Source organism: Pseudomonas sp. GL-R-19 (assembly GCF_019956375.1).
Lineage (GTDB): Bacteria > Pseudomonadota > Gammaproteobacteria > Pseudomonadales > Pseudomonadaceae > Aquipseudomonas.
Window position 1 is genome coordinate 25,515 of sequence record NZ_JAHBDJ010000017.1, and the last position, 24,117, is coordinate 49,631.

Consider the following 24,117-nt stretch of genomic DNA (forward strand, 5'->3'; position numbering starts at 1 on the left):
GAGCAAGGGAATGTCCACGCAGACCAATAGTGTGCTCACCATTTCAGAAGCAAGGGAATCGAAGGTCCGCAAGCTGAGCGAGGTCTCGCACCACAAGACCATGGACCACGCGACCGTATTGCCCTGGGACCAGGAGGTCGATCGCAGCCTGTACCCGAAGGACCCCGATCATCTGTGGATCAACGGCACTCGTTTCTGTGAAGGCCTGAGCGAGGCACAGAAGCTGGAACTGGCCTGGCTGGAAACCGGCCGTGACATCTCCATGTTCATCTGGCTGGAGCAGACTATTCCGCCGCTGTACATGGGTTATGTCACCCAATTCCACGATCGCATCTCCCAGGACCTGCAGGAGTACCTGATGATCTTCTCCAAGGAGGAGATCGTTCACACCCTGACCTTCAAGCGCTTCATGGGCAAGGCCGGCCTGCAATTGTGGAACCCGCCGGTGGGTCTCTACGAATTGCTGACCCAGACACTGCCGAAAATGGAGCCCGCGGTAGGCGTGCTGTTCACTCTGCTGATCGAGTGGGTCGCGGAAATGGGTGCGATGCACACGTCCCAGGGCCCAGGCATCGAACCTATGACCCGTACCATGTTCCGTGAGCATCATCATGACGAGGCCCGGCACATCGCCTTCGGTCGCTGGATCAGCGAGTCGTTCTTTGAAACGGCCAGCCTGGAGTCTATCGCCCAGGTGAAGGCCATGAGTCGCAGAATCATTCCGGCGTTGATCGACATGTTCACCTATAACCCGGAAATCGCCCGGCACACCTCGTTCGAGTTTCCGATCGCGGTGGATGACAAGGCGAAGATCGAGGAGGTCTGGCGCTCGGCCCACAACGCCCGGCTCAATGCCATGCGCTTTGCCGAGATCTACGCCTGGGTCGACAAGTTGGGGCTGCGCCAATGAGCCAGCCGTCCTGGGACGCGATCTTCGTCGGTGCCGGGATCACCAGCCTGGCCTGTGCGGCCATGCTGGTCAAACGTGACCCCGGGGTGCGCTTGCTGGTAGTCGACAAGCATATTGTTGTCGGCGGGTATGCCTCCACGTTCAGTCGGCCGAAACAGGACGCGGTGTTCGACTGCAGTCTGCATAAGCTCAGTGGCATGGCCGAGGGCGGCAACCTGATCCGTATCCTGCGTAATCTGGAGCTGGAAGAGACACTGGACCTGGTCTATCCCCAGGACTACTTCTGCGCCTACCAGGACGGCATGGCGCTGCCGCTGGCCAATGACGCGGACGGTGTGCAACAGCTGTTGGTCGAGCGTTTTCCCCATCAGGCCGAGGCCATCGCGACCTTCTTCGAGCACGTTCGAACTTACGGGCGCAACGGCTACTACCAGTTCCAGATGCTGGACGGCACCTTTGAGCCGGACATGGCCCAGTTGCGTTTCGCGCATCGCAACCTGAAGCACAAGACCGTGCGTCAGGCGCTGCACGAGCTGTTCGACGATCCGTACCTGATCGAGATCCTGGCGGCACCGGGAATCTACGTCGGTGGCTACTCGGAAGACCTGGGCTACCTGTACTACCTGCATGTGGTGTACGCCACGCTCAACCGTGGCAACGCCTATGTCATGGGCTCCTCCCAGCACCTGTCCAATCTACTGGCGCAGCGGATTGAACAGGCCGGTGGGCAGATCCTGCTCAGCACAGGTGTCGATGGGGTGCTCACCGATGGGCAAGGCAATGCCACGGGCGTCAGCACCAATCGTGGCGTATTCCATTCTTCGCGGGTGTACATCAACGCTTCACCGCACTACGCGGTGCAGTCACTGTTCGCGGCGGATGTGGAGCTGGCGGCCACTCGGGAGAAACTCACCGCGCTGAAACCGGCACGCTCGACCACCACGGTGTACCTGGTGACCGACCTGCCACCGGCGCAACTTGGCCTGCTGCATAGCGAATCGATGCTGTTCGCCGGTGATCCGGCGGCAGGCGCCGAGCTGCGCATGGCCGCCGAACGCAGCGGTTATGAGGCGGCGCTCAGTGAGCGGGCATTCTGGGAGATGTCGCCGATCGAGGTCACCAACTATCACGCCCTGGACCCGGCTGGGGGCCTGGTGGTGTGTATCAACGTGCTCGACTCGATCGCCCATTGGCCGCAGCGCCGCACAGCGCAATACCGCGCCAAGAAACAACGGGCCAGCGACACCCTGGTGGAGCGTCTGTTGAGCCAGGTGCCGGGGCTGCGCGGACATGTGCTGCATACCGAGGTTGCCACGCCCCACACCTATGTGCGCTTCACCAACAACACCGACGGTTCGGGTTATGGGGCGATGGTGGGTACCGATCTCAGCGGCCATGTATTCCATCACGGCTTCCCGGTGCAGGGCGTGCAGTTCCTCAGCGCCTGGGTGGCGGGTCCCAGTTACGAAGCGGCATTCGGTTATGCCGAGATGAAGGCCAGACAATGGAAGCGAGCATGAGCAAAAACGAGCAATCGACCGGTTGGCTGGGTGTCGCCATTTCCAAGCTGTTCATCCGGACAATGTTCCGCCAGGTACAAGGCTGGAAGCGCGACGTGCCAAGTCGTGCGGCAGGCTTTGTCGAAGTCGCACGCGACGGCAGCCGGCTCGAGGGGGCGTCCCTGCGCACCACCGCCATGCACCCTCGGGGCGTGGTGCTCTTGTGCCATCCGTTCCTCAAGTACGGCATGCATTACTTTTTCGAGAACAAACTGGATCAGGCGTTTCTCGACCAGGGTTATCACGTGGTCGCCTTCAACTTCAAAGGCTTCGGCCGCAGCACCATCGGCGGCCACGCGTTTGCCGACGATGTGCTGGCGATTGCCCGGCGAGTGATCCGGGACAACCCCGGCCTGCCCATCCACCTGGTGGGCTGTTCGTTTGGCGGCTATCACCTGTCCCATGCCCTGGCGCGCGATACCACGCCCTTTACCTCGGCGGTGCTGGACAGTGTGCCGGTTTCGGTGCGCAGCTACTTCACCCGCGGACCGCTGCGACTCGCTATGCGCTGGATCAGCGGCAGCCGTCTGGCGGTCCCCACGGGGACCTGTGCCATTGATCACTCGTTGCAGGGCGTGCGCGATCTACCGATCGCCTATTTCTACGGGCTCAACGACCGCTTTATCCCGGCTGCCAGCGTGGCGGGGCTCAGCCTGGATTGCGAGGCGCTACATATGGTCGGTTTCGAGGGCTGTCGTCACTTGGAAAACCACAAGAAGCATCGGGACCGCTACTTCGAGGAAATCTTCGATTTCTTCAATCGTGCAGAAGCTCAAACACCTGTCGTGCCCGCGTAACAACGGCAAGGACCATCAGGCTAAAGGATGTAGATCATGGATGTTCAGCAGTCTTCAAACGGCAAATGGGTGCTGGTCAGTGGCGGCAGTCGTGGCATTGGACGCGCACTGGTCTCGGCCCTGGCACGGGAAGGGTATCAGGTCGCTTTCACCTACCAGTCCTCGGCCGACGCGGCTTTGCAACTGGAGCGGGAAGTGGCGGCCAGCGGTGGCTGGGCCCATGGGCATGCCTGTGACGGGCGGGACCACGGTTCGGTCGAGGCAGTGTGTGCACAGTTGGTGGAGACCCTCGGCGAGCCCTATGGCTTGATCAACAACATGGGGGTGACCGGCGATCAGCTGTTGCTGAAGTTCGATATCGAGCGTTACCGCGATGTGGTCGCGACCAACCTCGATTCGGCGGTGTATTTCAGTAAATGCCTGGCGCCGGCGATGGCCGCCGAGCGTCGCGGCAAGATCTTGCACATGTCCTCCGTCAGTGGGTTCAAGGGTAACAAGGGGCAGTTGAGTTATTCAGCGACCAAGGCGGCGATGATCGGCATTACCAAGACCATGGCCCTGGAATTGGCGCGGTTCAAGATCAACGTCAACGCCATCGCCCCAGGTTTCATTGCCACGGAGATGGTCGAGCAGATCGCCGACCCGGTGCGCAAGTCGATCACCGACACCATCCCCCTCAGGCGCTTCGGTGAAGTGCGTGAAGTGGCGGCCTTGGCCAGCTTTCTGCTGTCGACCCAGGCCGACTACATCACCGGTCAGACATTCGTAATCGACGGCGGCCTGACGGTCTGATTTAGCTGTCTGGATCAGGCCGCAGAGCCTGGAGATGTAATGAGTCAAGAATACGATACCGTTTTCGTCGGCGCGGGCCTTGGCGCGCTGGCGAGTGCCAGCCTTATGGCGCAGCGAGGCCAGAAGGTACTGGTGGTGGAAAAGCACAATGTACCCGGCGGTTATGCCAGCAATTTTCGGCGCAAGGATTTCAACTTCGATGTTTCGCTGCATTCGTTCGACGGCGTGGTACGTGGCGCCGAGTCGTTCAATGTCATCGAGGCCTGTGGCGTGGCGGACAAAGTCGAGTTTCTTCATCACCCGACCCTGTATCGCTATCGCTCTCAGGACATCGACATAACGGTTGGACACCGAGACCTGGAAGGTTACAAACGCGAGTTGTTCCGTTTCTTTCCCGAGGAAGTCGACAACATCAATCGCCTGTTTGCCGAGTCTCAGCGCAACTACAAGGACTTGTGCGGCTTTCTGTATTCGCGCAAACCTTTCTGGATGAGGTTGGTGGCGACGCCCATGATCTATCCGCGGGTGCTCAAGTATGGCCATGAAACGGTGGATCACTACTTCTCGCGTTTCACCTCCAACGAACGCTTGAAGGAAGTGCTGTCGGCGCAATGGAGCTACTACGGTCTACCGGCCAAGGACCTGGCGTTCGGGTACTTTTCCTATCCCTTTATCGACTATCTGGAGAACGGCGGCTATTCGATCAAGGGCGGCTCCCAGGCATTGTCCAATGCCCTGGTCGAAGTGATCGAGCAACATGGCGGCCGGGTCGAGCTGGAGTCAGCGGTCAACCAGATCGTGATTGAACGCGGGCGAATCGGCGGCGTGGTAACGCGCAAGTCGGGCAGGGTCAAGGCGCGCAATGTTGTGGCCAATATTTCGCCCCATGCGGTCGTGGCACTGGCTGGCGAGCAGCACTTCGACGCCAGGTACCGCTCGCGACTGCGCCGGCTCAAGTTGTCGGTGTCCGGGTTTCAAGTCTACCTGGGGCTCGATTGCCCGCTGAGCGAGTTGGGAGTGGGCCCCGAGGAGTACATCCACTTCTTCGCCCCGCAGAAAACCCAGCGCGAACAGTTCGAGCATATCCAGGGCGGGGAGCTGCATGGCGACAACACCAGTTGGTCGATCAACTACTTCTCCAACGTCGATGCTTCGATGGTACCGGCCGGAAAGTCCAGCCTGGGCCTGTTCACGCTGACGGGCGCCAGCGAGTGGCACTCGCTGGGCAAGCTCGACTACAGGCGCAAGAAGCTTGAACTCACCGAGCTGCTGATCGCCAACGCCGAACGAGTCATTCCAGGCCTGAGTCGGCACATAGAGGTCTGCGAGAGCGGCTCGCCACGCACCATGACCAAGTTCACCCATAACCCGGAGGGCGCGATCTACGGCTTCGAGCAGAACACCCGACAATCCGGCCTGTTCAACCGTTTCCCGCAGAAATACCCGGTCAAGGGGCTGTACCAGGTCGGGGCCTGGACATTCCCGGGCGCAGGTTTCATCGGGACGATGTTGTCGGCGCGTTTGTTGGTCGACCGCTACTTCTGAGTGGCGACTTCCCCGTCAAACCAGATTTTTACGAGACGCACCATGACCTACGTAGTGACTGACAACTGCATTCAATGCCGCCACACCAGCTGCGTCGATATCTGCCCCGCGGATGCTTTCCACCTGGGGCCCAACTTTATCGCCATCAACCCTCAGGAGTGCGTCGACTGTGGCCTGTGTCTGCCCGAGTGTCCGGAGGAAGCGATTCAGCCGGAGAACCAGCTCGATGACAGCAACCGGCATTTCATCGAACTCAACGCCGAGCTGGTCAAGCACTGGCCGGTGATCCTGCAGCAGATTCCGCCATTGGCGAACCATGAACACTGGAGCCGCAAGCCGAACAAGCTGCCCCACCTGATACGTGAGGCCGAGGCGGTCGATCCGACCCGCGACCACCACCTGGCCCATGCCTGATGCGCGACTGGAACCTTATCCATGCAAAGTTTTGATCGATTCAAGACCCTCGAAAGCGACACCTTTGACGTGATCGTAGTTGGCGCCGGCATCGGTGGCCTGACGGCTGCCGCGACCCTGGCCAATCGCGGCAAGCAGGTACTGGTGCTCGACATGCACTATGAAATGGGCGGCTGTGCCACGGTGTTCCACCGCAAGGGCAAGGACTATGAGTTCGACGTCGGCCTGCACTACATCGGTGACTGTGGCAAGCACGGTCTGATTCCGCGGATTTTGCGGGGTGCAGGTATCAATGATGGTGAAATCAAATTTATCGAACAGGACCCGGAGGGGTTCGAAACCCTGTGTTTTCCCGACTTCCAGTTCGCGGTTCCCCGTGGCTATGAACGCTTTCGCGAGAAGCTGCTGGAGGCATTTCCCAAGGAACGAGCGGGAATCAACCGCTACTTCAAGATGCTGCAGCAGGTCTGGGATTTCATGGGCATCCACTCGCGGCCGCTGACCGCGCTGTGGGTGCTGCCACGCTCTTGGATGCTGATGCGGCATGCCAAATCGACGGTGGCGCAGTTCCTCGACACCTGTACGCAGAATCAACGCCTTCGGGCCATCCTGACCGGGCAGCTGGGGGTCTATCACCAGCCGCCGAGCCGCGCGACCATGGCTGGCCATGCCGCGGTGGTCAACCACTTCCTGCAGGGTTCCTATTACCCCTCGGGTGGCGGCCAGATGTTCTCCGACAAGTTGGGCGAGGTGGTCGAGCGAAAGGGCGGCAAGATCCTCCTGCGATCCAAGGTCGAACGTATCCTGATCGAGAACGGTCGTGCCGTGGGCGTCGAGTTCAGCAACAAGCACTTGGGCAAGCGGGTGGTCAAGGCGGACGCGGTGATCTGCAACGCCGATATCAAGCAGGCCCTGCTTGGCCTGATTGGCCGTGAACACCTCAAGCCACAGACCGTGCGTCGTGCCGAACAGTTCGAGATGTCACCGGCCATGGGCGTGGTCTATCTCGGCATCGACATGGACCTCAAGGCCATGGGCCTGAAGAACACCAACTACCGCATCTACCCTGGCTGCGATTATGAGAAGGCCTACCGCGAGGTGTTCGCCGGAGAGTTTCCCGAGGAGCCCCATCTGTTCATCGGTAACGCAACGATGAAAGACCCGGATAACCCGGCCATCGCCCCGCCAGGCATCTATAACCTGCAGCTTATGTCGGCGGTGCCTTCCACCCCGCAAAGCTGGGGCGTGACCCAGGCCGAACTGACGGATGGTAGCTACCGGACCAACCCTGTGTACCTGGAGAAGAAAGAGTGGTACGCCCGCCAGCTGATTGCCCTGGCTGAACGGGTGATTCCGGGAATGTCGGACCACATCGTGTATCAGGAAGTCTCGACCCCTTTTTCAGTGACGCGCTTTATCGGCTCCGAAGGGGGCACGTCCTACGGTCTGGCCTTTACCCCGGAGTACTTCCTGCACAACAGGCCAGGGGCCAAGACTGAAATCCGCAACCTGTACCTGTGCGGCGCATCGACCCGTACCGGGCATGGTATTTTTGGCGCCATGACTGGCGGGGTGGAAGCGGCCGCTGCGGTCTGCGGTCGTCAAGTGCGCTACCAGGTGATGGACGTCGGCACCCGCGCCGAAGCGGCAACCAGCTGAGTACGTGGTCAAGGCGGGCCCTGCCGACGCGCCACGACGTCTATGGGGCTCACCGTGGCGCTTTTTGCATCAAGGAGCGATGGAATGGCAAACGAATACAACATGGCGCTGGTGATCGGCGCCGGGCTCAGCCTGCTGGCGGCCCTGATGCATGTCGGGGTGATCATGGGAGGGCCTTCCTGGTATCGCTTGTTTGGCGCTGGCGACCGCTTTGTGCGTGCAGCCCAGGCCGGTCGCTGGTTTCCCGCGGTGGTCACGACGGGGATTGCCCTGGTGCTCGCCGCATGGGCGGCGTATGCACTGTCCGGTGCCGGGGTGATCGATCCCTTGCCCCTGCTGCGCCCGGCATTGTGCGCGATCACCCTGGTCTACCTGCTGCGCGGCCTGTTGGGACCGTTCACGCTGGCAGGCACTGGGCGTAGTATTCGCTTCATCGTGATCAGCTCGGCGGTCTGCCTGGTCTATGGGCTGGTGCATCTGTTCGGCCTGGTGCAAGTGTGGGATTCCCTTGCCTAGTGTCCTGTCTCAGAAATGAATTTCTAGCCTTAGCCATGTTTCTGTGGTCAGTCAGTGCTTGGAGTGATCACATGAACTCTCAGGACATCGTGCTCAGTTAGGACGAACAAATTGAACTGAGTCGACGCATAAGGTCGGCCACGATCAGTCAGCGCGACGGTCGTCGGGCGCGGGTGATTTTACTGGCGGCTCAAGGCCGTTCGCGCAACGAGATTGCCCAGTTGACCGGTCTCTCCGTTGTGTCAGTCACGCGCTGGTGCACGCGTTTTCAAGAGCTGCGTCTGCAAGGCCTGGTGGATCTGCCCGGACGAGGTCGCAAGCCATCCTTGCCGGCTGAAGCGTTGAAACGAACCCTTGAGCAAGTCACTCAGCCGCGTATCGGTCAGCCTCGCTGGAGCTGTCGAAGCATGGCTCGAGTCGCCGGCATTTCACCGGCCAGCGTCCAGCGGATATGGGCCGCCAACGACATAAAACCGCACCTGACACGCACCTTCAAGCTGTCCGACGACCCGAACTTCGAAGAGAAATTCTGGGACGTCATCGGGCTGTATCTGGCGCCTCCCGATAAAGCCCTGGTGCTCTGGTGCTCTGTTGCGATGAGAAGAGCCAGGTTCAAGCCTTGCAGCGCACGCAACCCGGATTGCCGGTGGGTATCGGTCATATCCGTACACAAACCCATGACTATGTTCGTCACGGCACGCTCACACTGTTTGCGGCGATGGATTATCTACAAGGCCGACTGATCAGCAGCATTGAAACTCAACACCGACATCAGGGGTGGTTGGCCTTCCTGAAAAAGATCAACCGGGAAACACCCAAGGGCCTGTAACTGCACTTGATCGTGGACAATTACGCCACGTACAAGCATCCGGTGGTCAAGGAATGGCTCAAGCGACATCCGCGATTTCACATGCACTTCACCCCGACCTCCAGTTCATGGATGAACCTGGTTGAACGCTTCTTCCGAGATATCACCGTTTTCTTGCGTGACGGCAGCTTCAGCTCGACACGTGAGTTGGCCAGCTCCATTACCACGTTTTTAGCGTTACACAATGCTCAGCCAAGCCGATACGTCTGGAGTGCAAAAGGTGAAGACATCTTGCGCAAGATCCAGCATGCACGAGAGGCGATGACATCACAGTCTAAAGAAAACGTTTTTTCTGAGACGGCACACTAGAACTCTGTCTGAACGCATTGATCATCTGTTGAGCGTCCGGGGTTTTGTTTGTCACGATGCGGCAACCTTCCCCTTGGGCGTCCAGGGCCTGGGCAATTTGTTGAGCATGTTCGATGTCGCTGGCTACAACCAAGCCCGCAGCATCCGGCTTGAACTGGCGAAGCTCACTCAACTTGCTACAACCCAGATCGAGCAGTTGAGCGATCACCTCGTCATGCCGAAGCAGTTCTTCGTAAGTGATCGGTGATTTCTCCAAGAGATTTCATCTTTTTAAGGACGATGACCTAACCTAAATCAGCTCCAGCCCACACCTTGGATGATGGCTGGCTCCTACAGTTTCCCGGGATTGCGTGAAGAACCTTATTTTTTTTGAGGGTGCTGGATGAAGCAAAGACAAGTTTTGCTGTTGGCTTTGTTGTTTATGTTTTTGACCGGTTGCACGACTATGCCACCCAAAGATCAGAGCAATCTCTGCAGTATTTACCGTGAGTATCCCGATTGGTACGAGGATTCGCTGCAAATGCAGAGTGAATATGGGACGCCTCTGCATGTGGCCATGGCGATCATGAAGCAGGAAAGCAGCTATGTGGCAGATGCATTGCCGCCTCGTGACTATTTGCTTTGGGTGATCCCTTGGGGGCGAGTCAGCTCGGCTTACGGTTATGCGCAGGCTCAAGATCCGGTGTGGGGCGAGTACAGGGGCGATACTGGCAACGGTGGTTCGCGTGACAGCTTCGACGACGCGATCATGTTTATCGGTTGGTACACCACTGGCACCCAGCGTCAGCTGGGGATCTCCAAATGGGACACCTACAATCAGTACCTGGCTTACCATGAGGGGCGTGGGGGCTATAGCCGCAATACTTATCGCAGTAAACCCTGGCTGATGCAGGTTGCCCAGAAAGTACAAAAACAGTCGGAGATTTACAGCGCCCAACTCAAGCAGTGCCGCCAGGAGTTGGAAGACGAGCGTAGTGGGTGGTTTTAAAGCGGCAAAGCCATCGATTCCGTTGCCCGGTATTATCTGAAACCAAGGGTTTGCGAGCGAATGCTGCGCAAACCCTTGTTTGTTTCTGCTTCATTACATCGGTCTTGGTCGTGATTGTCTGATGCTTTTCAGGACGCCGGGTCTGTCTTGCGGCGATCGCTGCCGGTCGGGTTGCCGGTATCGATCAGCCTTCTTTCCAGCAGTACGTTTTCCAAAGCCTGGCGGTCTGACGGGTTCATTTGATGTTCTCGCTCCTTGAGTTCCAACAGGATCGGGCTGGACCATTGGCGATAGGTTTGCTCAGCACTACGATTGGTTGACATGGGTACCTCCTTGATCAGGCTCCTGCCAATAAAGGCGCCGCAGTTCGATACGCAAAATACCCTAGTCGACGAAGCGGGTTCTTGCCACTGCTTTACGTCGGACTTCCATTTCCCCAGATGCCCGTAGCGCCAGTGCGCTGTACGTAGTCGCTAAAGTCGCGCGCCGGCCGATCCAGTGCCCGTTGTACGCCATCGGTCACGAGCGTGTTGCGGCCATCGAGCACAGTCGTGAACAGATACAGCACCAGATCGATCAACTCCGGGGGAAGTTGTTCCTGTTCCAACGCTTGTCGATAGGCATCCGCTGGTACAGCCACGAATTCGATGTTGCGACGGGTGGAGCGGGCGATCTCGGTTACGGCTTCGGCAAAGGTCAGCGCCCGAGGGCCGGTCAATTCATAGAGCTGGTTGGTGTGTCCGGGTTGGGTCAGTGCGGCGACGGCACATTCGGCGATGTCTTCTGCATCGATAAAGGGTTCGGCGATATTGCTGACGGGGAGTGCGAGTTCGCCTTGCAGAATGGGTTCAAGAAAGTGCGCCTCGCTGAAATTCTGGCAGAACCAGCTGGCCCGCAGAATCGTCCAGTCAATCCCGCTGTTTTGTACGACACGTTCGGCCTGTTCCGCTTCGATCTCACCGCGCCCGGATAACAAAACCAGTTTGCGGACTCCGCTTTTCACTGCCAGGTCGGTGAACGCCTGAATGGTTTCAAGGGCGCCTGGAACGGCGAGATCAGGCTGGAAGGAAATGTAGACCGCATGAGCGCCATCTATCACCGCGTCCCAGGTTGACCGATCTTCCCAGTCGAAAGGGGGATTCGCGTCACGGGAGCCTCGGCGAACGGGCAGGCCGGCAGCCTCGAGTCGTTGTGTGATTCGCCGCCCGGTTTTGCCCGTGGCGCCAAGGACCAGTGTGATTGGTTGATCGGTTTTCATCGCGTTCATCTCCATCGGTTAATGTGAGTGATACTCACGTTTAAAAGATGATAGATGCTCATGTTTTGTCGTCAACCAGCGGCTCGAAGTCCCCGACGTGTGGCATCCGTTATTGGGCGCGGCGAGCGGCGATGCTAAGGTGAGTACACGTCACGTTATTGATCGGGAATTCGCTCGTGCGCAAAAAGCCCTCTGAAGCCCTCGAACAGCCTGCTGCGCAAGCGGTTCGACGCAATCCCACGCAACAACGCAGCCGCGAGCGTCAAGAGCTGATTTTGACCGTGGCGACTCAATTGATTGCGGACAAGGGCTGCGACCAACTCAAGATGAGTGAAATTGCCGAGCGTTCCGGGATCTCGATCGGTTCCCTTTATCAGTATTTCCCCGACAAGTGTTCCGTCATCCGCACGCTGGCCGAACGCTACAACGCTGAAAGTCGTCGTTGCATTACGCAGGCGATGGAGGCTGTCGAGGATGCCCGAGGCTTGCAGGCAGCCTATTCGCAGTTGCTCGATCTGTATTACGAGATCGTGATGGCGACACCGGTGATGCGTGACATCTGGTCCGGCATGCAGGCCGACAAGCAGTTGTTGCGACTGGAGCTGGAGGAGAGTCGGGTGGCCGGAGCACTGCTGGCCCAGGCCATGCTTCGCGTATATCCCGATATCGATGAACAACAGGTTCAGGAATCGGCGTTTTTGATCTGGCACCTGGGTGAGGCGACCATTCGCCTGGCGGTCACTTGTGCACCCGAGGAAGGGCGAGCATTGGTCGAGGCGTTCAAGCGTATGTCCCTGCGCGAGATTATGGAGCCCGTGCCCGATTGAGCCCTCGCGCGAGTCGATTGGTTTTGGGCAACAAAAAATCCCGGTACCAGGCCGGGTCGTGGAAGCGGATGAAAGTCAATCAGGCAGCCAGACACGCGGCGACGTCAACGTCACCGTTCGTGCGGCCAGTCAGGCCTGTCCTCGCACCGCAAATCCGTAACGGATCATCTGAACCGAGGCAGAGGCGGGTCGACAGGTTTGAGCGACGACAGCGTGTGCCGAATCAGCGGCGTGTCCTTCTCGATGTCGTTCAGGCGATCACGGATTCTGAGGGCGGTGGGGTGTCCGCCTTGATGATCGACCCAGTCGGCAATTTCCTTGCAGGCCGCGGCCAAGCGGGCCTGACGGGAGTCCAGCAAGGTGAGCAGGGTGGTGATGGACTCTTTTTCGGACATGGGTGACACCTCCGTTCAAGAAACCTGGGTGTGTTAGCAAAAAGCCCGCCTGGAGCGAGCTTTCTGCCGTTGGGGTCGCTGATCCTTCAACCCATTCAGTATAGACCCGTTAAAAAATGGTAACAGGCCGTCAACTTTGTCGGGCTGTCACTTGTGATTTGGCGTTCAACTGCCGGCAAATGCGCTGGGCGTCTTCTTCAACATCGTAGCCGTCTCCGATGAAGCCTTGGGTTCGGGTATCGGCGATGCGGTACCAGACCGCGGCAACCGGTGGCAGGTGGTCATATTCACCCGCACGGCGGCCATGGATGATGATCCTGTTGCAGCGCTTCACGACGAAAATGTCTTCCATGGCGTCTCCGCCGCTGATTCGTGTACAGATCAACTATAGAAGCCATTGGTGATCGTGCAAAAAATAGGCAGGTTAATTCGTCGGCTCAGGTGCCGCCGGATTTACGCGAGCACCGCGACCGCTTTGATTTGTGCCCAGAGTTGCTGACCAGAATGGACGTTCAATTGGTCGCGGGAATAACGCGTGATCCGTGCAAGCAGCGGCGAGCCTGCGGCGTCCAGGCGAATCAGCACATGGGCGGCGTTGTCGGCATTCATTTCACTGACCACCGTGACCGGCAGGCGATTGAGAATGCTGCTTTGCTCGGCGCTGTGCAGGCTCAGGCTCACATCTCGCGCCTGGACCTTGCAGCGCAGTGTCTGACCCGTATCCATCGGTGTGTGAGGCACACGAATGTTGAGAGTGGTGTCGGGCAATTGCAGGCTGAGCAGTTGATAGTCGGCGTCGTAGGCGCTCACGCGACCTACGATTACCACACCAGCGTCGTCCCCCATCGCCAGCGGCAAGTCGAGGCGCGCCAGGGTCTGGCCGATCGGGCCGCTGGCCAGTGCCTTGCCGTTGTTAAGCAACACGATATGGTCGGCCAGCCGCGCGACTTCATCCTGGGAGTGGCTGACGTACAGCACCGGGATGTCGAGTTCGTCGTGCAGACGTTGCAAGTAGGGCAGGATTTCACTTTTGCGCTGGGCATCCAGCGCGGCCAGAGGCTCGTCCATCAACAGCAATCTCGGGCTGGTGAGCAGCGCACGGGCCATGCCGACGCGCTGTCGCTCACCACCCGAAAGGTGTTGTGGGCGCCGGTCCAGCAGATGGCTGATGCCCAGCAACTCGGTGGCGTGGGCCATATCGACCCGACGTTGCGACTTGGGAATGCGCTTGAGGCCGAACTGCAGGTTGGCCAGCACTGACAGATGAGGAAACAGGCTGGCTTCCTGGAACACATAGCCGATCGCGCGTTTGTGCGGCGCGACGAAGAGCTTGTTTTCGCTGTCTTGCCAGACTTCATCGTTAACCTGGATAAAACCCTGATCGGCCCGTTCCAGGCCGGCAATGCAGCGCAGGCAAGTGGTCTTGCCGGAGCCTGAGTGACCGTAAAGCGCAGTGACGCCACGCCCGGGCAGTTGCAGGTCGACGTCCAGGGCAAAGCCCGGGTAACCCAGTTTCAGGCGCATTTGAATCATCGATCAGCTCCAGCCCGCTTTGGTTTTTCGGCTGGAATACAGCGCCAGCAAGACGACAAACGAGAACACCAGCATCACCCCGGCCAGCCAATGGGCCTGGGCATATTCCATGGCTTCGACGTGATCGTAGATCTGCACCGAGACCACGCGGGTCTTCTCGGGAATGTTGCCGCCGATCATCAGCACCACGCCGAACTCGCCGACGGTGTGGGCGAAGCCGAGAATGGCCGCGGTAATGAAACCGGGGCGGGCCAGGGGCAGCGTCACGCTGAAAAAGGTGTCCCAGGGATTGGCTCGCAGCGTCGCGGCCACTTCGAGCGGACGCGTGCCGATTGCGGAAAAAGCGTTTTGCAGCGGCTGGACCACGAACGGCATCGAATACAGGACAGAACCGATGACCAGCCCCGCAAAACTGAAGGTGAGGGTGCCAAGGCCGAGTGATTGGCTGAGCTGGCCGATGTACCCGTGAGGGCCGAGCGCCAGCAACAGATAAAAACCAATCACTGTCGGCGGCAGCACCAGGGGCAGGGCAACAATCGCCCCGACCGGGCCGCGCAACCAGGAGCGGGTGCGCGAGAGCCATAACGCAATCGGAGTGCCGACAATCAGCAAGATGACAGTCGTCAGGGACGCGAGTTTCAGGGTCAGCCAAATGGCGGAATAATCGGCACTCGATAGCGACATTTAGATTTCGTAACCGTAGGACTTGATGACAGCGGCCGCTTTCGGCCCCTTGAGGTAGTCAACCAATGCCTTGGCGGCCGGGTTGTCCTTGCCCTTATTGAGAATCACAGCGTCTTGTTTGATCGGGTCGTGCAGGGTGGCTGGAACGATCCAGGCCGAACCGCTGGTGATTTTGCCGTCCTTGTAGATCTGCGACAGGGCGACAAAACCCAGCTCGGCGTTGCCGGTGGAGACGAACTGGTAGGCCTGGGTGATGTTCTGGCCTTCAACGATCTTGTCTTTGACCTTGTCGGTCAGACCTTCCTTGGCCAACACCTGGGTCGCCGCCAGGCCATACGGTGCAGCTTTCGGGTTGGCGATGGACAGGTGCTGGTATTCGTTCTTTTTCAGCACATCGCCCTTGGCATCGACGTAGCCTTCCTTGGCCGACCACAGTGCCAGGGTACCGACCGCATAGGTGAAGCGCGAGCCCTTGACGGAATCGCCTTCGGCTTCAAGTTTTTGCGGGGTGCTGTCGTCTGCCGAGAGGAACACTTCGAACGGCGCGCCGTTTTTGATCTGGGTGTAGAACTGGCCGGTGGCACCAAAGGAGGTGACCAGCTTGTGCCCGGTGTCTTTTTCGAAATCAGCGGCGATGGCCTGGATGGGCGCAGTGAAGTTGGCGGCGACAGCGACCTGGACTTCATCCGCCTGGGCTGAGCCGAAGGCGAATACGGCGAGAAGGCTCGCCAGGCAGGCAGGGGCAAAACGTGAGGCACGAATGGTCATGAAACGGCTCCGTTAAAGGCAATTGCAGCAGGTTAATCGTTATGTACAAAAATATATAGCGAATTGCCTTTAAGCGGAATGTGTTGTCACAAAACTGTATACAATTTTAGTGCGAGTGCTGCTCAGGGGCGACCTAGCAGTCTCGCTAATCCTTCCTCAGCCAGTTTTCGAGTCAGTGCCTCGCTGGTCAATTCGACCCCGAGGGTAAAGGCCTGACCGGCCCAGAGGTTGCTGAAGTCCGCTTCACCTTTGGCCCGCAATGGCATCAGCGCGCCACCGGCAAGAGGGAAGGCTGGAGCCTTGGCGCTCATGGGCCCCAGCTCACGCATCACCCGATTGAGGATGCCCCGGGCCGGGCGACCGGTGAACACGTTGGTGACGGCCGTCTCGCTTTCTTTGGCGGTGCGCAACGCTTTGTGATGGGACGGGCTGACCTTGGCTTCAGGCGTGAACAGGTACGCCGTACCCACCTGTACCGCCGAAGCACCGAGCATGAAGGCAGCGGCGACGCCTCGGGCGTCAGCGATGCCGCCGGCGGCAATCACCGGCACCTTCACCGCATCGACGACTTGTGGCACCAGGGCGAAAGTCCCCACCTGACTGCTCAGGTCATCGCTGAGAAACATCCCGCGATGGCCTCCGGCCTCGTAGCCCATGGCAATGATTGCATCGCAACCATGCTGCTCCAGCCACACGGCTTCTGCGACGGTGGTGGCCGAGGAGAGCACTTTCGCACCGGTGGCTTTCACCCGGTCGAGCAGGGATTTTTCCGGCAGGCCAAAGTGAAAGCTCACCACTTCAGGGCGAAACGCTTCGACCACTTCGCAGGCCGCGTTATCGAACGGTGCCCGGTTGGACACCGGGGTTGGCGCATCGAAATCGGCGCCGAGTTCCTGGTAGTAGGGTTGCAGCAGGTTTTTCCAGTCCTGCGCGCGTTGTTCATCAGGGGCTGGAGGCTGATGACAGAAGAAATTGACGTTGATCGGGCGCTGGGTGTGTTGGCGGATGGTTTTCAGTTCTTCGCGCAGTTGATCCGTGCTGAGCATCGCCGCCGGCATCGAACCCAGGCCGCCGGCGTTGCAGGCTGCAATCACCATGGACGAGTTCGTGGCACCGGCCATTGGCCCCTGAATGATCGGCAGTTCGATCCCGAGCAGGTCAAGAATGCGGGTATCTGGCCATTGGTTCATGTGCTGTGTTCTCCGACGTTGAAGCAGGGCAGGGACGGTAGAACAGGATTTGTAACGCAACGACTGGCGCAAGGCCAGTCGCCATTTCTGCGGGTGAGGCTTTTTTCAGCGTCGGTGCAAGCCTCCAGCCCCCACCACCGAAGGAGTGATTCATCACTCGGGAAGCGTTATGGAATTGGCAGATTGGCTTAAAGTCGAGTACGCCAATCTGCTGCCATGTGTTATTTCAGTTGCACCACCACCAGACTGAATCCATTGAGAGGCCGTAATGTTCAAAGGTATTTTGATCGACAAAGACGACAGCGGTTACCGGGCCACGCTGCAAGAGATCCAGGACGATCAGTTACCCGAAGGCGATGTCACGGTGCGTGTTGCCTACAGCACGCTGAACTTCAAGGATGGCCTGGCGATCACCGGCAGCAGCCCGGTGGTGCGTAAATTCCCGATGGTGCCGGGCATCGACCTGGCCGGTGTCGTTGAAGTCAGCGGGCATCCGGACTACAAGGTCGGCGACCAGGTCCTGCTTAATGGCTGGGGCGTGGGTGAAGGGCATTGGGGTGGACTGGCGCAGAAGGCTCGCCTGAACGGTGACTGGCTGATCCCGCTGCCCAAGGCATTCACCGCCGCCCAGGCGATGGCCATCGGTACGGCGGGCTACACGGCCATGCTGTGCATCCTGGCCCTTGAGCACAATGGCGTGACGCCTGAACAGGGTGAAGTCCTGGTCACTGGTGCCAACGGTGGCGTCGGCAGTTTCGCCATCGCGTTGCTGAACAGGCTCGGCTACCGGGTGGTCGCGTCTACCGGACGGACGTCGGAGCATGATTACCTGAAGCAACTGGGCGCTGGCGAAATCATCGACCGGGTCACGCTGTCCGAACCAGGCAAGCCGTTGGCCAAGGAGCGTTGGGCGGCAGTCATCGACTCGGTCGGCAGCCACACCCTGGCCAACGCTTGCGCCAGCACCAAGGCCAATGGCACGGTCGCGGCATGCGGTCTTGCGCAAGGCATGGACTTTCCGGCATCCGTTGCACCGTTCATTTTGCGCGGTGTGACCCTGGCCGGTATCAACAGCGTGACCCAGCCCAAAGCCAAACGGGTGGAAGCCTGGAGTCGCCTGGCCAGGGATCTGGATTTCAACCTGTTGCCGCTGATCAGTCACGAAATCGGCTTGAGCGAAGCCATCGACGCCGCGCCGCGCTTGCTGGCCGGGCAGTTGCGCGGGCGCGTGGTGGTGGATGTGAATCGCTGATCACTGCGACTCCCGCTCCAGCAACTGGCGTTTGCGCTCGACACCCCAGCGATAGCCCGACAAGTTGCCATCGCTGCGCACCACGCGATGGCACGGGATCGCCACGGCCAGGCTGTTCGCCCCGCAGGCTTGAGCCACGGCGCGAACGGCTTTCGGCGAGCCGATGCGTTGAGCGACATCGGCGTAGCTGGCAGTGCTGCCAACGGGAATCTCTCGCAGCGCTTGCCAGACACGCTCCTGAAACACCGTGCCGCGTACGTCCAGAGGCAAATCAAGGCCAATGGCCGGCGCCTCGATAAAGCCGACGACCCTGGCAATCAATTGCTCGAACTCATGATCGGCACCAATCAGGTTGGCGCGCCGGAACTTGTCTTGCAGATCACACACCAGTTGATGCGGATCATCGCCGAGCAGGATTGCGCAGACCCCGCGCTCACTCTGCGCCACCAGAATCGCGCCCAACGAACACTGGCCAACGGCAAAACGAATGTCGTTGTTTTGACCGGCGGCGCGGTAATCCCCGGGTTTCATCCCGAGCAGTTGGTCTGCCGCTTCATAGAAACGGCTGTTGGAGTTGAAGCCAGCGTCATACAGGGCATCGGTCACCGAGCCGCCGTCTGCCAGTCGCTCGCGAACCTTGCGTGAACGATGAGCGTCGGCGTAACCCTTGGGCGTCAGGCCGGTGACGGCTTTGAACACACGATGGAAATGGAAACTGCTCAACCCTGCCGCATCGGCCAATTCGCCCAGCGCAGGTAGCGTTTCGGCCGCTTCGATCCGGCGGCAAGCGGCGGCTACGGTGGCGGCATGTTGCGCGGCGAGTTCGCTCTGATCCTTTGTCGCGCGTTTGCTCGGACGATAACCCGCGGCCCGGGCCTGTTCGGCGCTATCGAAGAATTCGACGTTCTGCGGCTTGGGCAAGCGCGCGAGGCTGCTGGGGTTGCAATAGATGCCTGTGGTCTTCACGGCATAGACAAACTGACCGTCAGCCTTGGGATCGCGCGCGACCACGGCGGCCCAGCGCGGATCGTTTTCGATGGAGATCTTGGTCGATTGGATAGTCATGGCGTCACGTCCATTGAGGGGTTGCCTGCACATTAACCATGGGGCAATTCCCACACACTCCGACGCTTGCGGTCAAATTCGAAGTCTTTATCCGGCGGTACGGAAGGTGAAGTTGATGCGTTGCTCGCCCAGTTTCGGATGATGGCCGTCCTTGATCGGCAATACGCCGTGATAACGCAGGCGATCCACGCCACCCCAGACCACGATGTCGCCATGCAGCAGGGGGATGCGCTGGCTTTTGTCGCCGCGTGCAAAACCACCGAACAGGAACATCGCCGGTAAGCCCAGGGATACCGAAACGATGGGGGCGGCGTAGCAGTGTTCGTCTTTATCCTGATGCAATGACATTTTTGCTCCGGGGACGTAGCGGTTGATCAGGCAGGAATCCGGTGCAAAATCGGCGAAACCCGCTGCCAGTGCCGCCGCTTGTGCCAGTTGCAGAAACACCTCGGGCATCATTGGCCAGGGCCGGCCGGTCTGTGGATCATCTCGTGTGTACCGATAACCATTGCGGTCAGTGGTCCAGCCGAATTGGCCACAACTGCTCAGGGCGACCGACATGGTAAAGCCGCCGGGCGTGACCATCTGCCGAAACGGCGCGGCTACCAGCACCGACTCCAGGGCGGGCAGCAAGCGTTCCAGCCAGGGCAGGGCGAAGCCTCTAAGTACGTAGGACTGTTCACCGATCTGCTCGCGCCTGGGCTGTTGCTCGGGCTCTGCATTGGCAAACAGATCGAAAGTCAGCGGGTTCATGGGCTCATGACGCATCGTGAAAGATGATTCCAAGGGTATGCCGATTGCCGCTGTGCAGGCGACTCACGCCGTGACGCAGGGTCACGCGATAGTAACCGCGAACGCCTTTGACCGGCCGCTGGTTGACGGCAAAGATCAAGCCGTCGCCTTTCTTCAGGCTGATGACCATCGGGCGTGACTGCATTCGCGGGCGCTGTTCGGTCAGGACAAACTCGCCACCGGTGAAGTCTTCATCGGGTTCCGACAGCAGAATCGCTACTTGCAGTGGGAAAACATGCTCACCGTATAAATCCTGATGCAAACAGTTGTAGTCCTGAGGACCATATTGCAGCAATAACGGTGTCGGACGGTTCTGACCAGCGGCATGACAGCGTTCGAGGAAGGCTTGATGGGTTTGGGGAAAACGGTCGGGCAAACCCAATTGTTCCTGCCAGCGATTGGCGATGAGTACCAGGCGCGGGTAGAGCGCGCTGCGCAAACGGGCCACAAGTTCCGGTAACGGGTAGCTGAAATACTTGTATTCGCCTCGGCCGAAACCATGGCGAGCCATCACCACGTGCGAGCGGAAGGGCTCGGTTCGAGGGTACAAGGCGCTGACCTGATCACAAGCCTTGTGGCTCAACAGTGACGGGATGACGGCGCAACCGTCCTGATCAAGTTGCTGTTCCAGCCGGGGCCAGTCCAGCCTGTCCAGATATTGCTCGCTCATTGCCGGGCCTCTTTTTGTTGAGGTCGCCAGTCTGCAAGGCAAGGATGACGCAGGCACTCCGCTGCTTGCGGTCGAATTGCGAGTGGGAGCTGACGTCCATTGTCGCTCCGGATCGCGTTACAGCGCTTTGCTGACGCTGATTTCGCTGATGACGTCGTCTTGTCCATGAATGGCATCCAGCGCCGCTTTGGCTTCTTCCAGGGTGCCGTTTTCAAGCTGGGCAAACTCGAAGCGGCGCTCACCGTTGAGTTTGTATTTGATGACGTACTTGGTCGTTTGGGCCACGGTTGTCTCTGCCTGTCTGGTGTTTCGGGTTCGCTGATCAGCTCAGTTTCGTGCTGGAACGGCGAATGATTTTGATCGAGTGGGTCAGGGTGGGTTTGCGCGTCACGCTGATAGCGCGGCGGTTGACGGTGTCGATCGTGATGTTCCAGAAACCGGTGCTAGGGGCCGTGATGCGGGCCGGGAACGTGTCGAATGCGCCGCCGTGATAGGTGTGACGGCCGCCATTCTTGAAGCTGCGGAAGTTGGCGTCGTTCATCAAGCGGATGTTGCACATTTGGGAGCATTGAATGACGACGATGTCGTCTTCATTGAGGTGCTCGCGCTGATGGATATATTTCATGAGGCGCCTCCAGAAGGGCTTTTTCTACAAAATCAAAACGATAGCATGGGCGATTGGCGCAGTTTATCAGCCCGAAGGCCTTATTATCCGGCCACTTTGACAATTAAAAACGCTAATTTCACGCTTGATGAGCGATAAAGCAGTTTGTCTCGGAGAAAAAACGCATCTGCGCTGTCCGACCCTCTTTATCGGAGGTTTTGTATGAAGTGGGGTTTTTTGGTTCTTTCGCTGGCGGTATTGGTGAGTGGTTGTGCGAACGTCTCGGAAATCAACGAGTCGCTGCCGACCATGAACGTGATTTCTGGCAAGAAGCCCCATGAATATGCGCAATGCCTGAGCGAAAAACTGGCCGACAGTCGTGGCGCCTTGCAAATCGAGCCGCACAAGGATGGGGTGCGTGTCATCGTGCCACTCAAGTATTCCTCGGGCCCGTCTGCCGTATTCGACATTGAAGAGCGCTCGGGTGGCAGCAGCATCAAGCTGCACGAGAGCATGTCCAATGTCCCGGTGCGTCCAATGGACGTACAGAATGCTGCCAACGCGTGCATTTCCGGCTGATAGACTGTCGACCATCAGCACCGATGCCGCCAAAGCCATGCTTTGGCGGCATCGTCATTTCTGGAGTCGAACATGAAGCGAGAGCAGGTCCGGGAGCGTCATGCAGAGGGTTTAATCTCTGCCACTCATGTGATTCAGAATCCGGCGGAGCTGGGGGAATGGATCGTGTTTTTCAAGAAAAGCGCCGGGCGCAGCTATTTCCTGGTGGATGACAATGATGAAGTCGAGTCTTTCAGTCGCCTTGATGATCTGATCGATACCCTGCGCGGGCTTGGCATCAAATTCGCTGAAATTCATCTGTAGGGCGCGGCGCCTTACTGGCAGATCACTACGACATTGCGGCTCTTGTAGTTGCCGATGTCGGCGCCGAGGGTCTTGTCGCTCTCATCGAGCGAGGGCGTGCCATCGGTTCCGACAATCTTGTAGCCGGTGCCGGCACAGGACGCATCGGCCTTTTCGTAGCACGCAGCCCAGGAATTGACTTCCCCGGAGCAATCAATCGACAGGCCTTTTTCTCCGTTGCCCAGGTAGGTTTCTTTCGACGTTGCGCAGCCGCTCAGGACCAGTATTGCAATCAGGGGCAAAAATTTCTTCATGGAGTGGTCGTCGTCAGGGGGGTGGGCTAACGCTGAGACAGCGTCATGCGCAAAAGGTTATAGCCAAGGGCCACGACTTTCGCATGCGCTCACAAAAAAGCCCTGCGCAATGGCAGGGCTTTCACCTTGGACGTCGATCAGTTCTTGTCCTTGACGCGTCGCTTGGGCTCCGGGTGCTCAAGCTCCAGCACCGAGGCCACTTCGATTGCCAGGGCTTCGGAAGGGAAAGGTCCGGCGATATTTTCACCGGTGACACTGGCAACCCACCATTGACCGTCTTTCACCTGATTGATCAGGAATCCGTTGACGCTTTTTGCTTCCGACATCTATTTGCCTCGTTGTCTGGTCCAATCGCGCCATGATACCGCCAAACGCACTCAACGGGTGCCGATGGGCGTATGGTGCTTCGTTGCGGGCGGTTGAATGCCGTGCAATTGTGCAAGTCTGTGCTATGCATAAGGGCTTGCGCAGGGAACTATCGGCAAGATTATTTCTCTATGTTGGCATCGGTTGGCCAGCGCGGAGGCATTGTAAGGTGCACGCCGCCTGATTAGACTGCGCCGAAACTCGTACACGCACAGCCCTTACAAGGACTTATATGATCAAGAAATGCTTGTTCCCAGCAGCCGGCTACGGCACTCGCTTCCTGCCAGCGACTAAAGCCATGCCCAAAGAAATGCTGCCGGTGGTGAACAAGCCACTGATCCAGTACGGCGTTGAAGAAGCACTGGACGCTGGCTTGAACGAAATCTCCATCGTCACCGGTCGCGGCAAACGCGCCCTGGAAGACCACTTCGACATCAGCTACGAGCTGGAAAACCAGATCAAGGGCACCGACAAGGAAAAATACCTGGTTGGCATCCGCCGCCTGTTGGATGAGTGCTCGTTCTCCTACACTCGCCAGACTGAAATGAAAGGTTTGGGCCATGCGATCCTGACCGGTCGTCCGCTGATCGGCGACGAGCCGTTCGCCGTGGTACTGGCGGACGACCTGTGCGTCAACCTGGAAGGTGACGGCGTACTGAAGCAGATGGTCAAGCTGTACAAGCAGTATCGCTGCACCATCGTCGCGATCATGGAAGTCGACCCGCAAGAAACCAGCAAATACGGTGTGATTGCCGGCGACCTGATTGGTGACGACCTGTACCGCGTGCGCAACATGGTCGAGAAGCCAAAACCGGAAGATGCCCCGTCGAACCTGGCGATCATCGGTCGTTACATCATGACGCCGGACATCTTCAGCCTGATCGAACAAACCGACCCTGGCAAAGGTGGCGAGATCCAGATCACTGACGCCCTGATGAAACAGGCGCAGGACGGTTGCGTGATTGCCTACAAGTTCAAGGGCAAGCGTTTCGACTGCGGTGGCGCCGAAGGCTACATCGACGCAACCAACTTCTGCTTCGAGAACTTCTACAAGACGGGCAAGGCTTACTGATAGCCGGCAACCTGTTTGTATTGAAAAGCCACCTTCGGGTGGCTTTTTCATTTTCCGGCTTCATATCGTGTGCAGTGCTTGCCCCACAAATGTCTGCGGGTATGCTGGT

General features: G+C 58.8%; 29 protein-coding genes and 2 pseudogenes. 15 read left to right on the forward strand and 16 right to left on the reverse strand.

The annotated features are described in order from the left end of the window. Nucleotides 1-10 precede the first annotated feature (10 nt). The 9 genes and pseudogenes from KGA83_RS10420 (at nucleotide 11) to KGA83_RS10460 (ending at nucleotide 9,369) form a co-directional block, all read left to right on the forward strand. Nucleotides 11-910, forward strand: coding sequence for a diiron oxygenase (locus KGA83_RS10420; protein ID WP_108217405.1), 900 nt, complete (start codon nucleotides 11-13; stop codon nucleotides 908-910). After that, complete coding sequence (locus KGA83_RS10425) at nucleotides 907-2,430, forward strand: phytoene desaturase family protein (protein ID WP_108217406.1); 1,524 nt, start codon at nucleotides 907-909, stop codon at nucleotides 2,428-2,430. Before KGA83_RS10420 ends, KGA83_RS10425 begins: the two co-directional genes overlap by 4 nt. Beyond that, the gene (locus KGA83_RS10430; protein WP_108217407.1) at nucleotides 2,427-3,266 is read left to right on the forward strand and encodes an alpha/beta hydrolase; all 840 of its coding nucleotides are present in this window, start codon (nucleotides 2,427-2,429) and stop codon (nucleotides 3,264-3,266) included. Before KGA83_RS10425 ends, KGA83_RS10430 begins: the two co-directional genes overlap by 4 nt. A 36-nt stretch (nucleotides 3,267-3,302) precedes the next feature. Then, complete coding sequence (locus KGA83_RS10435) at nucleotides 3,303-4,058, forward strand: SDR family NAD(P)-dependent oxidoreductase (protein WP_108217408.1); 756 nt, start codon at nucleotides 3,303-3,305, stop codon at nucleotides 4,056-4,058. A gap of 39 nt (nucleotides 4,059-4,097) precedes the next feature. Then, nucleotides 4,098-5,603 carry a phytoene desaturase family protein gene (locus tag KGA83_RS10440; RefSeq protein WP_223529651.1) on the forward strand — a complete coding sequence of 502 codons (1,506 nt, stop codon included), beginning with the start codon at nucleotides 4,098-4,100 and terminating at the stop codon, nucleotides 5,601-5,603. Between the two features lie 42 nt (nucleotides 5,604-5,645). Further along, nucleotides 5,646-6,017, forward strand: a complete 372-nt coding sequence (gene fdxA / locus KGA83_RS10445) for a ferredoxin FdxA (RefSeq protein ID WP_223529653.1) — start codon at nucleotides 5,646-5,648, stop codon at nucleotides 6,015-6,017. A gap of 21 nt (nucleotides 6,018-6,038) precedes the next feature. Beyond that, on the forward strand, nucleotides 6,039-7,676 hold the full coding sequence (locus tag KGA83_RS10450; protein WP_223529655.1) for a phytoene desaturase family protein: 1,638 nt from the start codon (nucleotides 6,039-6,041) through the stop codon (nucleotides 7,674-7,676). A gap of 84 nt (nucleotides 7,677-7,760) precedes the next feature. Further along, nucleotides 7,761-8,192 (forward strand): hypothetical protein, encoded by a 432-nt coding sequence (locus KGA83_RS10455; protein ID WP_108217412.1) that lies wholly within the window; start codon nucleotides 7,761-7,763, stop codon nucleotides 8,190-8,192. A 110-nt stretch (nucleotides 8,193-8,302) separates the two neighbouring features. Continuing rightward, nucleotides 8,303-9,369, forward strand: a pseudogene (locus KGA83_RS10460) (IS630 family transposase). Here KGA83_RS10460 and KGA83_RS10465 read toward each other — a convergent pair. After that, nucleotides 9,368-9,628: pseudogene (locus KGA83_RS10465) on the reverse strand (diguanylate cyclase); the annotation flags it as partial. The pseudogenes KGA83_RS10460 and KGA83_RS10465 overlap by 2 nt on opposite strands. A gap of 123 nt (nucleotides 9,629-9,751) precedes the next feature. Here KGA83_RS10465 and KGA83_RS10470 point away from each other — a divergent pair. Beyond that, nucleotides 9,752-10,357: a hypothetical protein gene (locus tag KGA83_RS10470; RefSeq protein WP_108217413.1), complete on the forward strand. Its 606-nt coding sequence runs from the start codon at nucleotides 9,752-9,754 to the stop codon at nucleotides 10,355-10,357. A 128-nt stretch (nucleotides 10,358-10,485) separates the two neighbouring features. On the opposite strand, the gene KGA83_RS10475 is transcribed toward KGA83_RS10470, so the two are convergent. Together KGA83_RS10475 and KGA83_RS10480 are read right to left on the reverse strand one after the other, a co-directional pair. Continuing rightward, on the reverse strand, nucleotides 10,486-10,680 hold the full coding sequence (locus tag KGA83_RS10475; protein WP_108217414.1) for a hypothetical protein: 195 nt from the start codon (nucleotides 10,678-10,680) through the stop codon (nucleotides 10,486-10,488). Between the two features lie 92 nt (nucleotides 10,681-10,772). Continuing rightward, entirely contained in the window at nucleotides 10,773-11,615 is an 843-nt protein-coding gene (locus KGA83_RS10480) for an NAD(P)H-binding protein (protein WP_223529657.1), read from the reverse strand. A gap of 176 nt (nucleotides 11,616-11,791) precedes the next feature. Between KGA83_RS10480 and KGA83_RS10485 the strand changes: the two genes are divergently transcribed. Further along, the gene (locus KGA83_RS10485; protein ID WP_108217416.1) at nucleotides 11,792-12,442 is read left to right on the forward strand and encodes a TetR/AcrR family transcriptional regulator; all 651 of its coding nucleotides are present in this window, start codon (nucleotides 11,792-11,794) and stop codon (nucleotides 12,440-12,442) included. Between the two features lie 164 nt (nucleotides 12,443-12,606). On the opposite strand, the gene KGA83_RS10490 is transcribed toward KGA83_RS10485, so the two are convergent. The 6 genes from KGA83_RS10490 to KGA83_RS10515 form a co-directional block, all read right to left on the reverse strand. Continuing rightward, nucleotides 12,607-12,837 (reverse strand): hypothetical protein, encoded by a 231-nt coding sequence (locus KGA83_RS10490; protein ID WP_056724476.1) that lies wholly within the window; start codon nucleotides 12,835-12,837, stop codon nucleotides 12,607-12,609. Nucleotides 12,838-12,967: 130 nt separating this feature from the next. Next, nucleotides 12,968-13,189: a hypothetical protein gene (locus tag KGA83_RS10495; RefSeq protein ID WP_108217417.1), complete on the reverse strand. Its 222-nt coding sequence runs from the start codon at nucleotides 13,187-13,189 to the stop codon at nucleotides 12,968-12,970. Between the two features lie 101 nt (nucleotides 13,190-13,290). Then, nucleotides 13,291-14,370, reverse strand: a complete 1,080-nt coding sequence (gene modC, locus KGA83_RS10500; RefSeq protein ID WP_223529658.1) for a molybdenum ABC transporter ATP-binding protein — start codon at nucleotides 14,368-14,370, stop codon at nucleotides 13,291-13,293. A 3-nt stretch (nucleotides 14,371-14,373) separates the two neighbouring features. After that, nucleotides 14,374-15,054, reverse strand: a complete 681-nt coding sequence (gene modB, locus KGA83_RS10505; protein ID WP_108217419.1) for a molybdate ABC transporter permease subunit — start codon at nucleotides 15,052-15,054, stop codon at nucleotides 14,374-14,376. Next, nucleotides 15,055-15,822, reverse strand: coding sequence for a molybdate ABC transporter substrate-binding protein (gene modA, locus KGA83_RS10510; protein WP_223529659.1), 768 nt, complete (start codon nucleotides 15,820-15,822; stop codon nucleotides 15,055-15,057). It abuts the gene before it with no gap. A gap of 122 nt (nucleotides 15,823-15,944) precedes the next feature. Then, a complete protein-coding gene (locus tag KGA83_RS10515) occupies nucleotides 15,945-17,012 on the reverse strand; it encodes an NAD(P)H-dependent flavin oxidoreductase (RefSeq protein WP_223529660.1) in 1,068 nt (355 codons plus the stop codon). Nucleotides 17,013-17,280: 268 nt separating this feature from the next. Between KGA83_RS10515 and KGA83_RS10520 the strand changes: the two genes are divergently transcribed. Then, the gene (locus KGA83_RS10520) at nucleotides 17,281-18,264 is read left to right on the forward strand and encodes an MDR family oxidoreductase (RefSeq protein WP_223529662.1); all 984 of its coding nucleotides are present in this window, start codon (nucleotides 17,281-17,283) and stop codon (nucleotides 18,262-18,264) included. On the opposite strand, the gene ada is transcribed toward KGA83_RS10520, so the two are convergent. The 5 genes from ada to KGA83_RS10545 form a co-directional block, all read right to left on the reverse strand. Next, nucleotides 18,265-19,329 carry a bifunctional DNA-binding transcriptional regulator/O6-methylguanine-DNA methyltransferase Ada gene (gene ada, locus KGA83_RS10525; protein WP_223529664.1) on the reverse strand — a complete coding sequence of 355 codons (1,065 nt, stop codon included), beginning with the start codon at nucleotides 19,327-19,329 and terminating at the stop codon, nucleotides 18,265-18,267. It abuts the gene before it with no gap. Between the two features lie 87 nt (nucleotides 19,330-19,416). Continuing rightward, the gene (gene alkB, locus KGA83_RS10530) at nucleotides 19,417-20,097 is read right to left on the reverse strand and encodes a DNA oxidative demethylase AlkB (protein WP_115947951.1); all 681 of its coding nucleotides are present in this window, start codon (nucleotides 20,095-20,097) and stop codon (nucleotides 19,417-19,419) included. Beyond that, entirely contained in the window at nucleotides 20,087-20,791 is a 705-nt protein-coding gene (locus KGA83_RS10535) for a 2OG-Fe(II) oxygenase (RefSeq protein ID WP_115947952.1), read from the reverse strand. Before KGA83_RS10535 ends, alkB begins: the two co-directional genes overlap by 11 nt. A gap of 117 nt (nucleotides 20,792-20,908) precedes the next feature. Beyond that, nucleotides 20,909-21,076 carry a hypothetical protein gene (locus KGA83_RS10540; RefSeq protein ID WP_177413278.1) on the reverse strand — a complete coding sequence of 56 codons (168 nt, stop codon included), beginning with the start codon at nucleotides 21,074-21,076 and terminating at the stop codon, nucleotides 20,909-20,911. A gap of 37 nt (nucleotides 21,077-21,113) precedes the next feature. Further along, the gene (locus KGA83_RS10545) at nucleotides 21,114-21,416 is read right to left on the reverse strand and encodes a DUF1883 domain-containing protein (protein ID WP_108217427.1); all 303 of its coding nucleotides are present in this window, start codon (nucleotides 21,414-21,416) and stop codon (nucleotides 21,114-21,116) included. 201 nt (nucleotides 21,417-21,617) lie between these two features. Here KGA83_RS10545 and KGA83_RS10550 point away from each other — a divergent pair, with 201 nt between their 5' ends. Continuing rightward, the gene (locus KGA83_RS10550; RefSeq protein ID WP_108217428.1) at nucleotides 21,618-21,974 is read left to right on the forward strand and encodes a hypothetical protein; all 357 of its coding nucleotides are present in this window, start codon (nucleotides 21,618-21,620) and stop codon (nucleotides 21,972-21,974) included. A 72-nt stretch (nucleotides 21,975-22,046) separates the two neighbouring features. Beyond that, nucleotides 22,047-22,277, forward strand: a complete 231-nt coding sequence (locus KGA83_RS10555; protein ID WP_108217429.1) for a hypothetical protein — start codon at nucleotides 22,047-22,049, stop codon at nucleotides 22,275-22,277. Between the two features lie 11 nt (nucleotides 22,278-22,288). On the opposite strand, the gene KGA83_RS10560 is transcribed toward KGA83_RS10555, so the two are convergent. Both KGA83_RS10560 and KGA83_RS10565 read right to left on the reverse strand, forming a co-directional pair. Beyond that, on the reverse strand, nucleotides 22,289-22,570 hold the full coding sequence (locus KGA83_RS10560) for a hypothetical protein (RefSeq protein ID WP_223529666.1): 282 nt from the start codon (nucleotides 22,568-22,570) through the stop codon (nucleotides 22,289-22,291). A 137-nt stretch (nucleotides 22,571-22,707) separates the two neighbouring features. Then, nucleotides 22,708-22,896: a hypothetical protein gene (locus KGA83_RS10565; RefSeq protein WP_108217431.1), complete on the reverse strand. Its 189-nt coding sequence runs from the start codon at nucleotides 22,894-22,896 to the stop codon at nucleotides 22,708-22,710. Nucleotides 22,897-23,168: 272 nt separating this feature from the next. Between KGA83_RS10565 and galU the strand changes: the two genes are divergently transcribed. Next, the gene (gene galU, locus KGA83_RS10570) at nucleotides 23,169-24,008 is read left to right on the forward strand and encodes a UTP--glucose-1-phosphate uridylyltransferase GalU (protein WP_093220174.1); all 840 of its coding nucleotides are present in this window, start codon (nucleotides 23,169-23,171) and stop codon (nucleotides 24,006-24,008) included. Nucleotides 24,009-24,117: the final 109 nt, after the last annotated feature.

Coding starts and splice junctions, on each gene's coding strand:
- KGA83_RS10565 (WP_108217431.1), bottom strand. CDS start 22,896: ATGTCGGAAGCAAAAAGCGTCAACGGATTCCTGATCAATCAGGTGAAA.
- KGA83_RS10520 (WP_223529662.1), top strand. CDS start 17,281: ATGTTCAAAGGTATTTTGATCGACAAAGACGACAGCGGTTACCGGGCC.
- KGA83_RS10480 (WP_223529657.1), bottom strand. CDS start 11,615: ATGAAAACCGATCAACCAATCACACTGGTCCTTGGCGCCACGGGCAAA.
- KGA83_RS10440 (WP_223529651.1), top strand. CDS start 4,098: ATGAGTCAAGAATACGATACCGTTTTCGTCGGCGCGGGCCTTGGCGCG.
- KGA83_RS10420 (WP_108217405.1), top strand. CDS start 11: ATGTCCACGCAGACCAATAGTGTGCTCACCATTTCAGAAGCAAGGGAA.
- KGA83_RS10425 (WP_108217406.1), top strand. CDS start 907: ATGAGCCAGCCGTCCTGGGACGCGATCTTCGTCGGTGCCGGGATCACC.
- galU (WP_093220174.1), top strand. CDS start 23,169: ATGATCAAGAAATGCTTGTTCCCAGCAGCCGGCTACGGCACTCGCTTC.
- KGA83_RS10545 (WP_108217427.1), bottom strand. CDS start 21,416: ATGAAATATATCCATCAGCGCGAGCACCTCAATGAAGACGACATCGTC.
- fdxA (WP_223529653.1), top strand. CDS start 5,646: ATGACCTACGTAGTGACTGACAACTGCATTCAATGCCGCCACACCAGC.
- KGA83_RS10560 (WP_223529666.1), bottom strand. CDS start 22,570: ATGAAGAAATTTTTGCCCCTGATTGCAATACTGGTCCTGAGCGGCTGC.
- KGA83_RS10550 (WP_108217428.1), top strand. CDS start 21,618: ATGAAGTGGGGTTTTTTGGTTCTTTCGCTGGCGGTATTGGTGAGTGGT.
- KGA83_RS10435 (WP_108217408.1), top strand. CDS start 3,303: ATGGATGTTCAGCAGTCTTCAAACGGCAAATGGGTGCTGGTCAGTGGC.
- KGA83_RS10515 (WP_223529660.1), bottom strand. CDS start 17,012: ATGAACCAATGGCCAGATACCCGCATTCTTGACCTGCTCGGGATCGAA.
- KGA83_RS10495 (WP_108217417.1), bottom strand. CDS start 13,189: ATGGAAGACATTTTCGTCGTGAAGCGCTGCAACAGGATCATCATCCAT.
- alkB (WP_115947951.1), bottom strand. CDS start 20,097: ATGCGTCATGAGCCCATGAACCCGCTGACTTTCGATCTGTTTGCCAAT.
- ada (WP_223529664.1), bottom strand. CDS start 19,329: ATGACTATCCAATCGACCAAGATCTCCATCGAAAACGATCCGCGCTGG.
- KGA83_RS10475 (WP_108217414.1), bottom strand. CDS start 10,680: ATGTCAACCAATCGTAGTGCTGAGCAAACCTATCGCCAATGGTCCAGC.
- KGA83_RS10430 (WP_108217407.1), top strand. CDS start 2,427: ATGAGCAAAAACGAGCAATCGACCGGTTGGCTGGGTGTCGCCATTTCC.
- modC (WP_223529658.1), bottom strand. CDS start 14,370: ATGATTCAAATGCGCCTGAAACTGGGTTACCCGGGCTTTGCCCTGGAC.
- modB (WP_108217419.1), bottom strand. CDS start 15,054: ATGTCGCTATCGAGTGCCGATTATTCCGCCATTTGGCTGACCCTGAAA.
- KGA83_RS10450 (WP_223529655.1), top strand. CDS start 6,039: ATGCAAAGTTTTGATCGATTCAAGACCCTCGAAAGCGACACCTTTGAC.
- KGA83_RS10455 (WP_108217412.1), top strand. CDS start 7,761: ATGGCAAACGAATACAACATGGCGCTGGTGATCGGCGCCGGGCTCAGC.
- modA (WP_223529659.1), bottom strand. CDS start 15,822: ATGACCATTCGTGCCTCACGTTTTGCCCCTGCCTGCCTGGCGAGCCTT.
- KGA83_RS10535 (WP_115947952.1), bottom strand. CDS start 20,791: ATGAGCGAGCAATATCTGGACAGGCTGGACTGGCCCCGGCTGGAACAG.
- KGA83_RS10470 (WP_108217413.1), top strand. CDS start 9,752: ATGAAGCAAAGACAAGTTTTGCTGTTGGCTTTGTTGTTTATGTTTTTG.
- KGA83_RS10490 (WP_056724476.1), bottom strand. CDS start 12,837: ATGTCCGAAAAAGAGTCCATCACCACCCTGCTCACCTTGCTGGACTCC.
- KGA83_RS10555 (WP_108217429.1), top strand. CDS start 22,047: ATGAAGCGAGAGCAGGTCCGGGAGCGTCATGCAGAGGGTTTAATCTCT.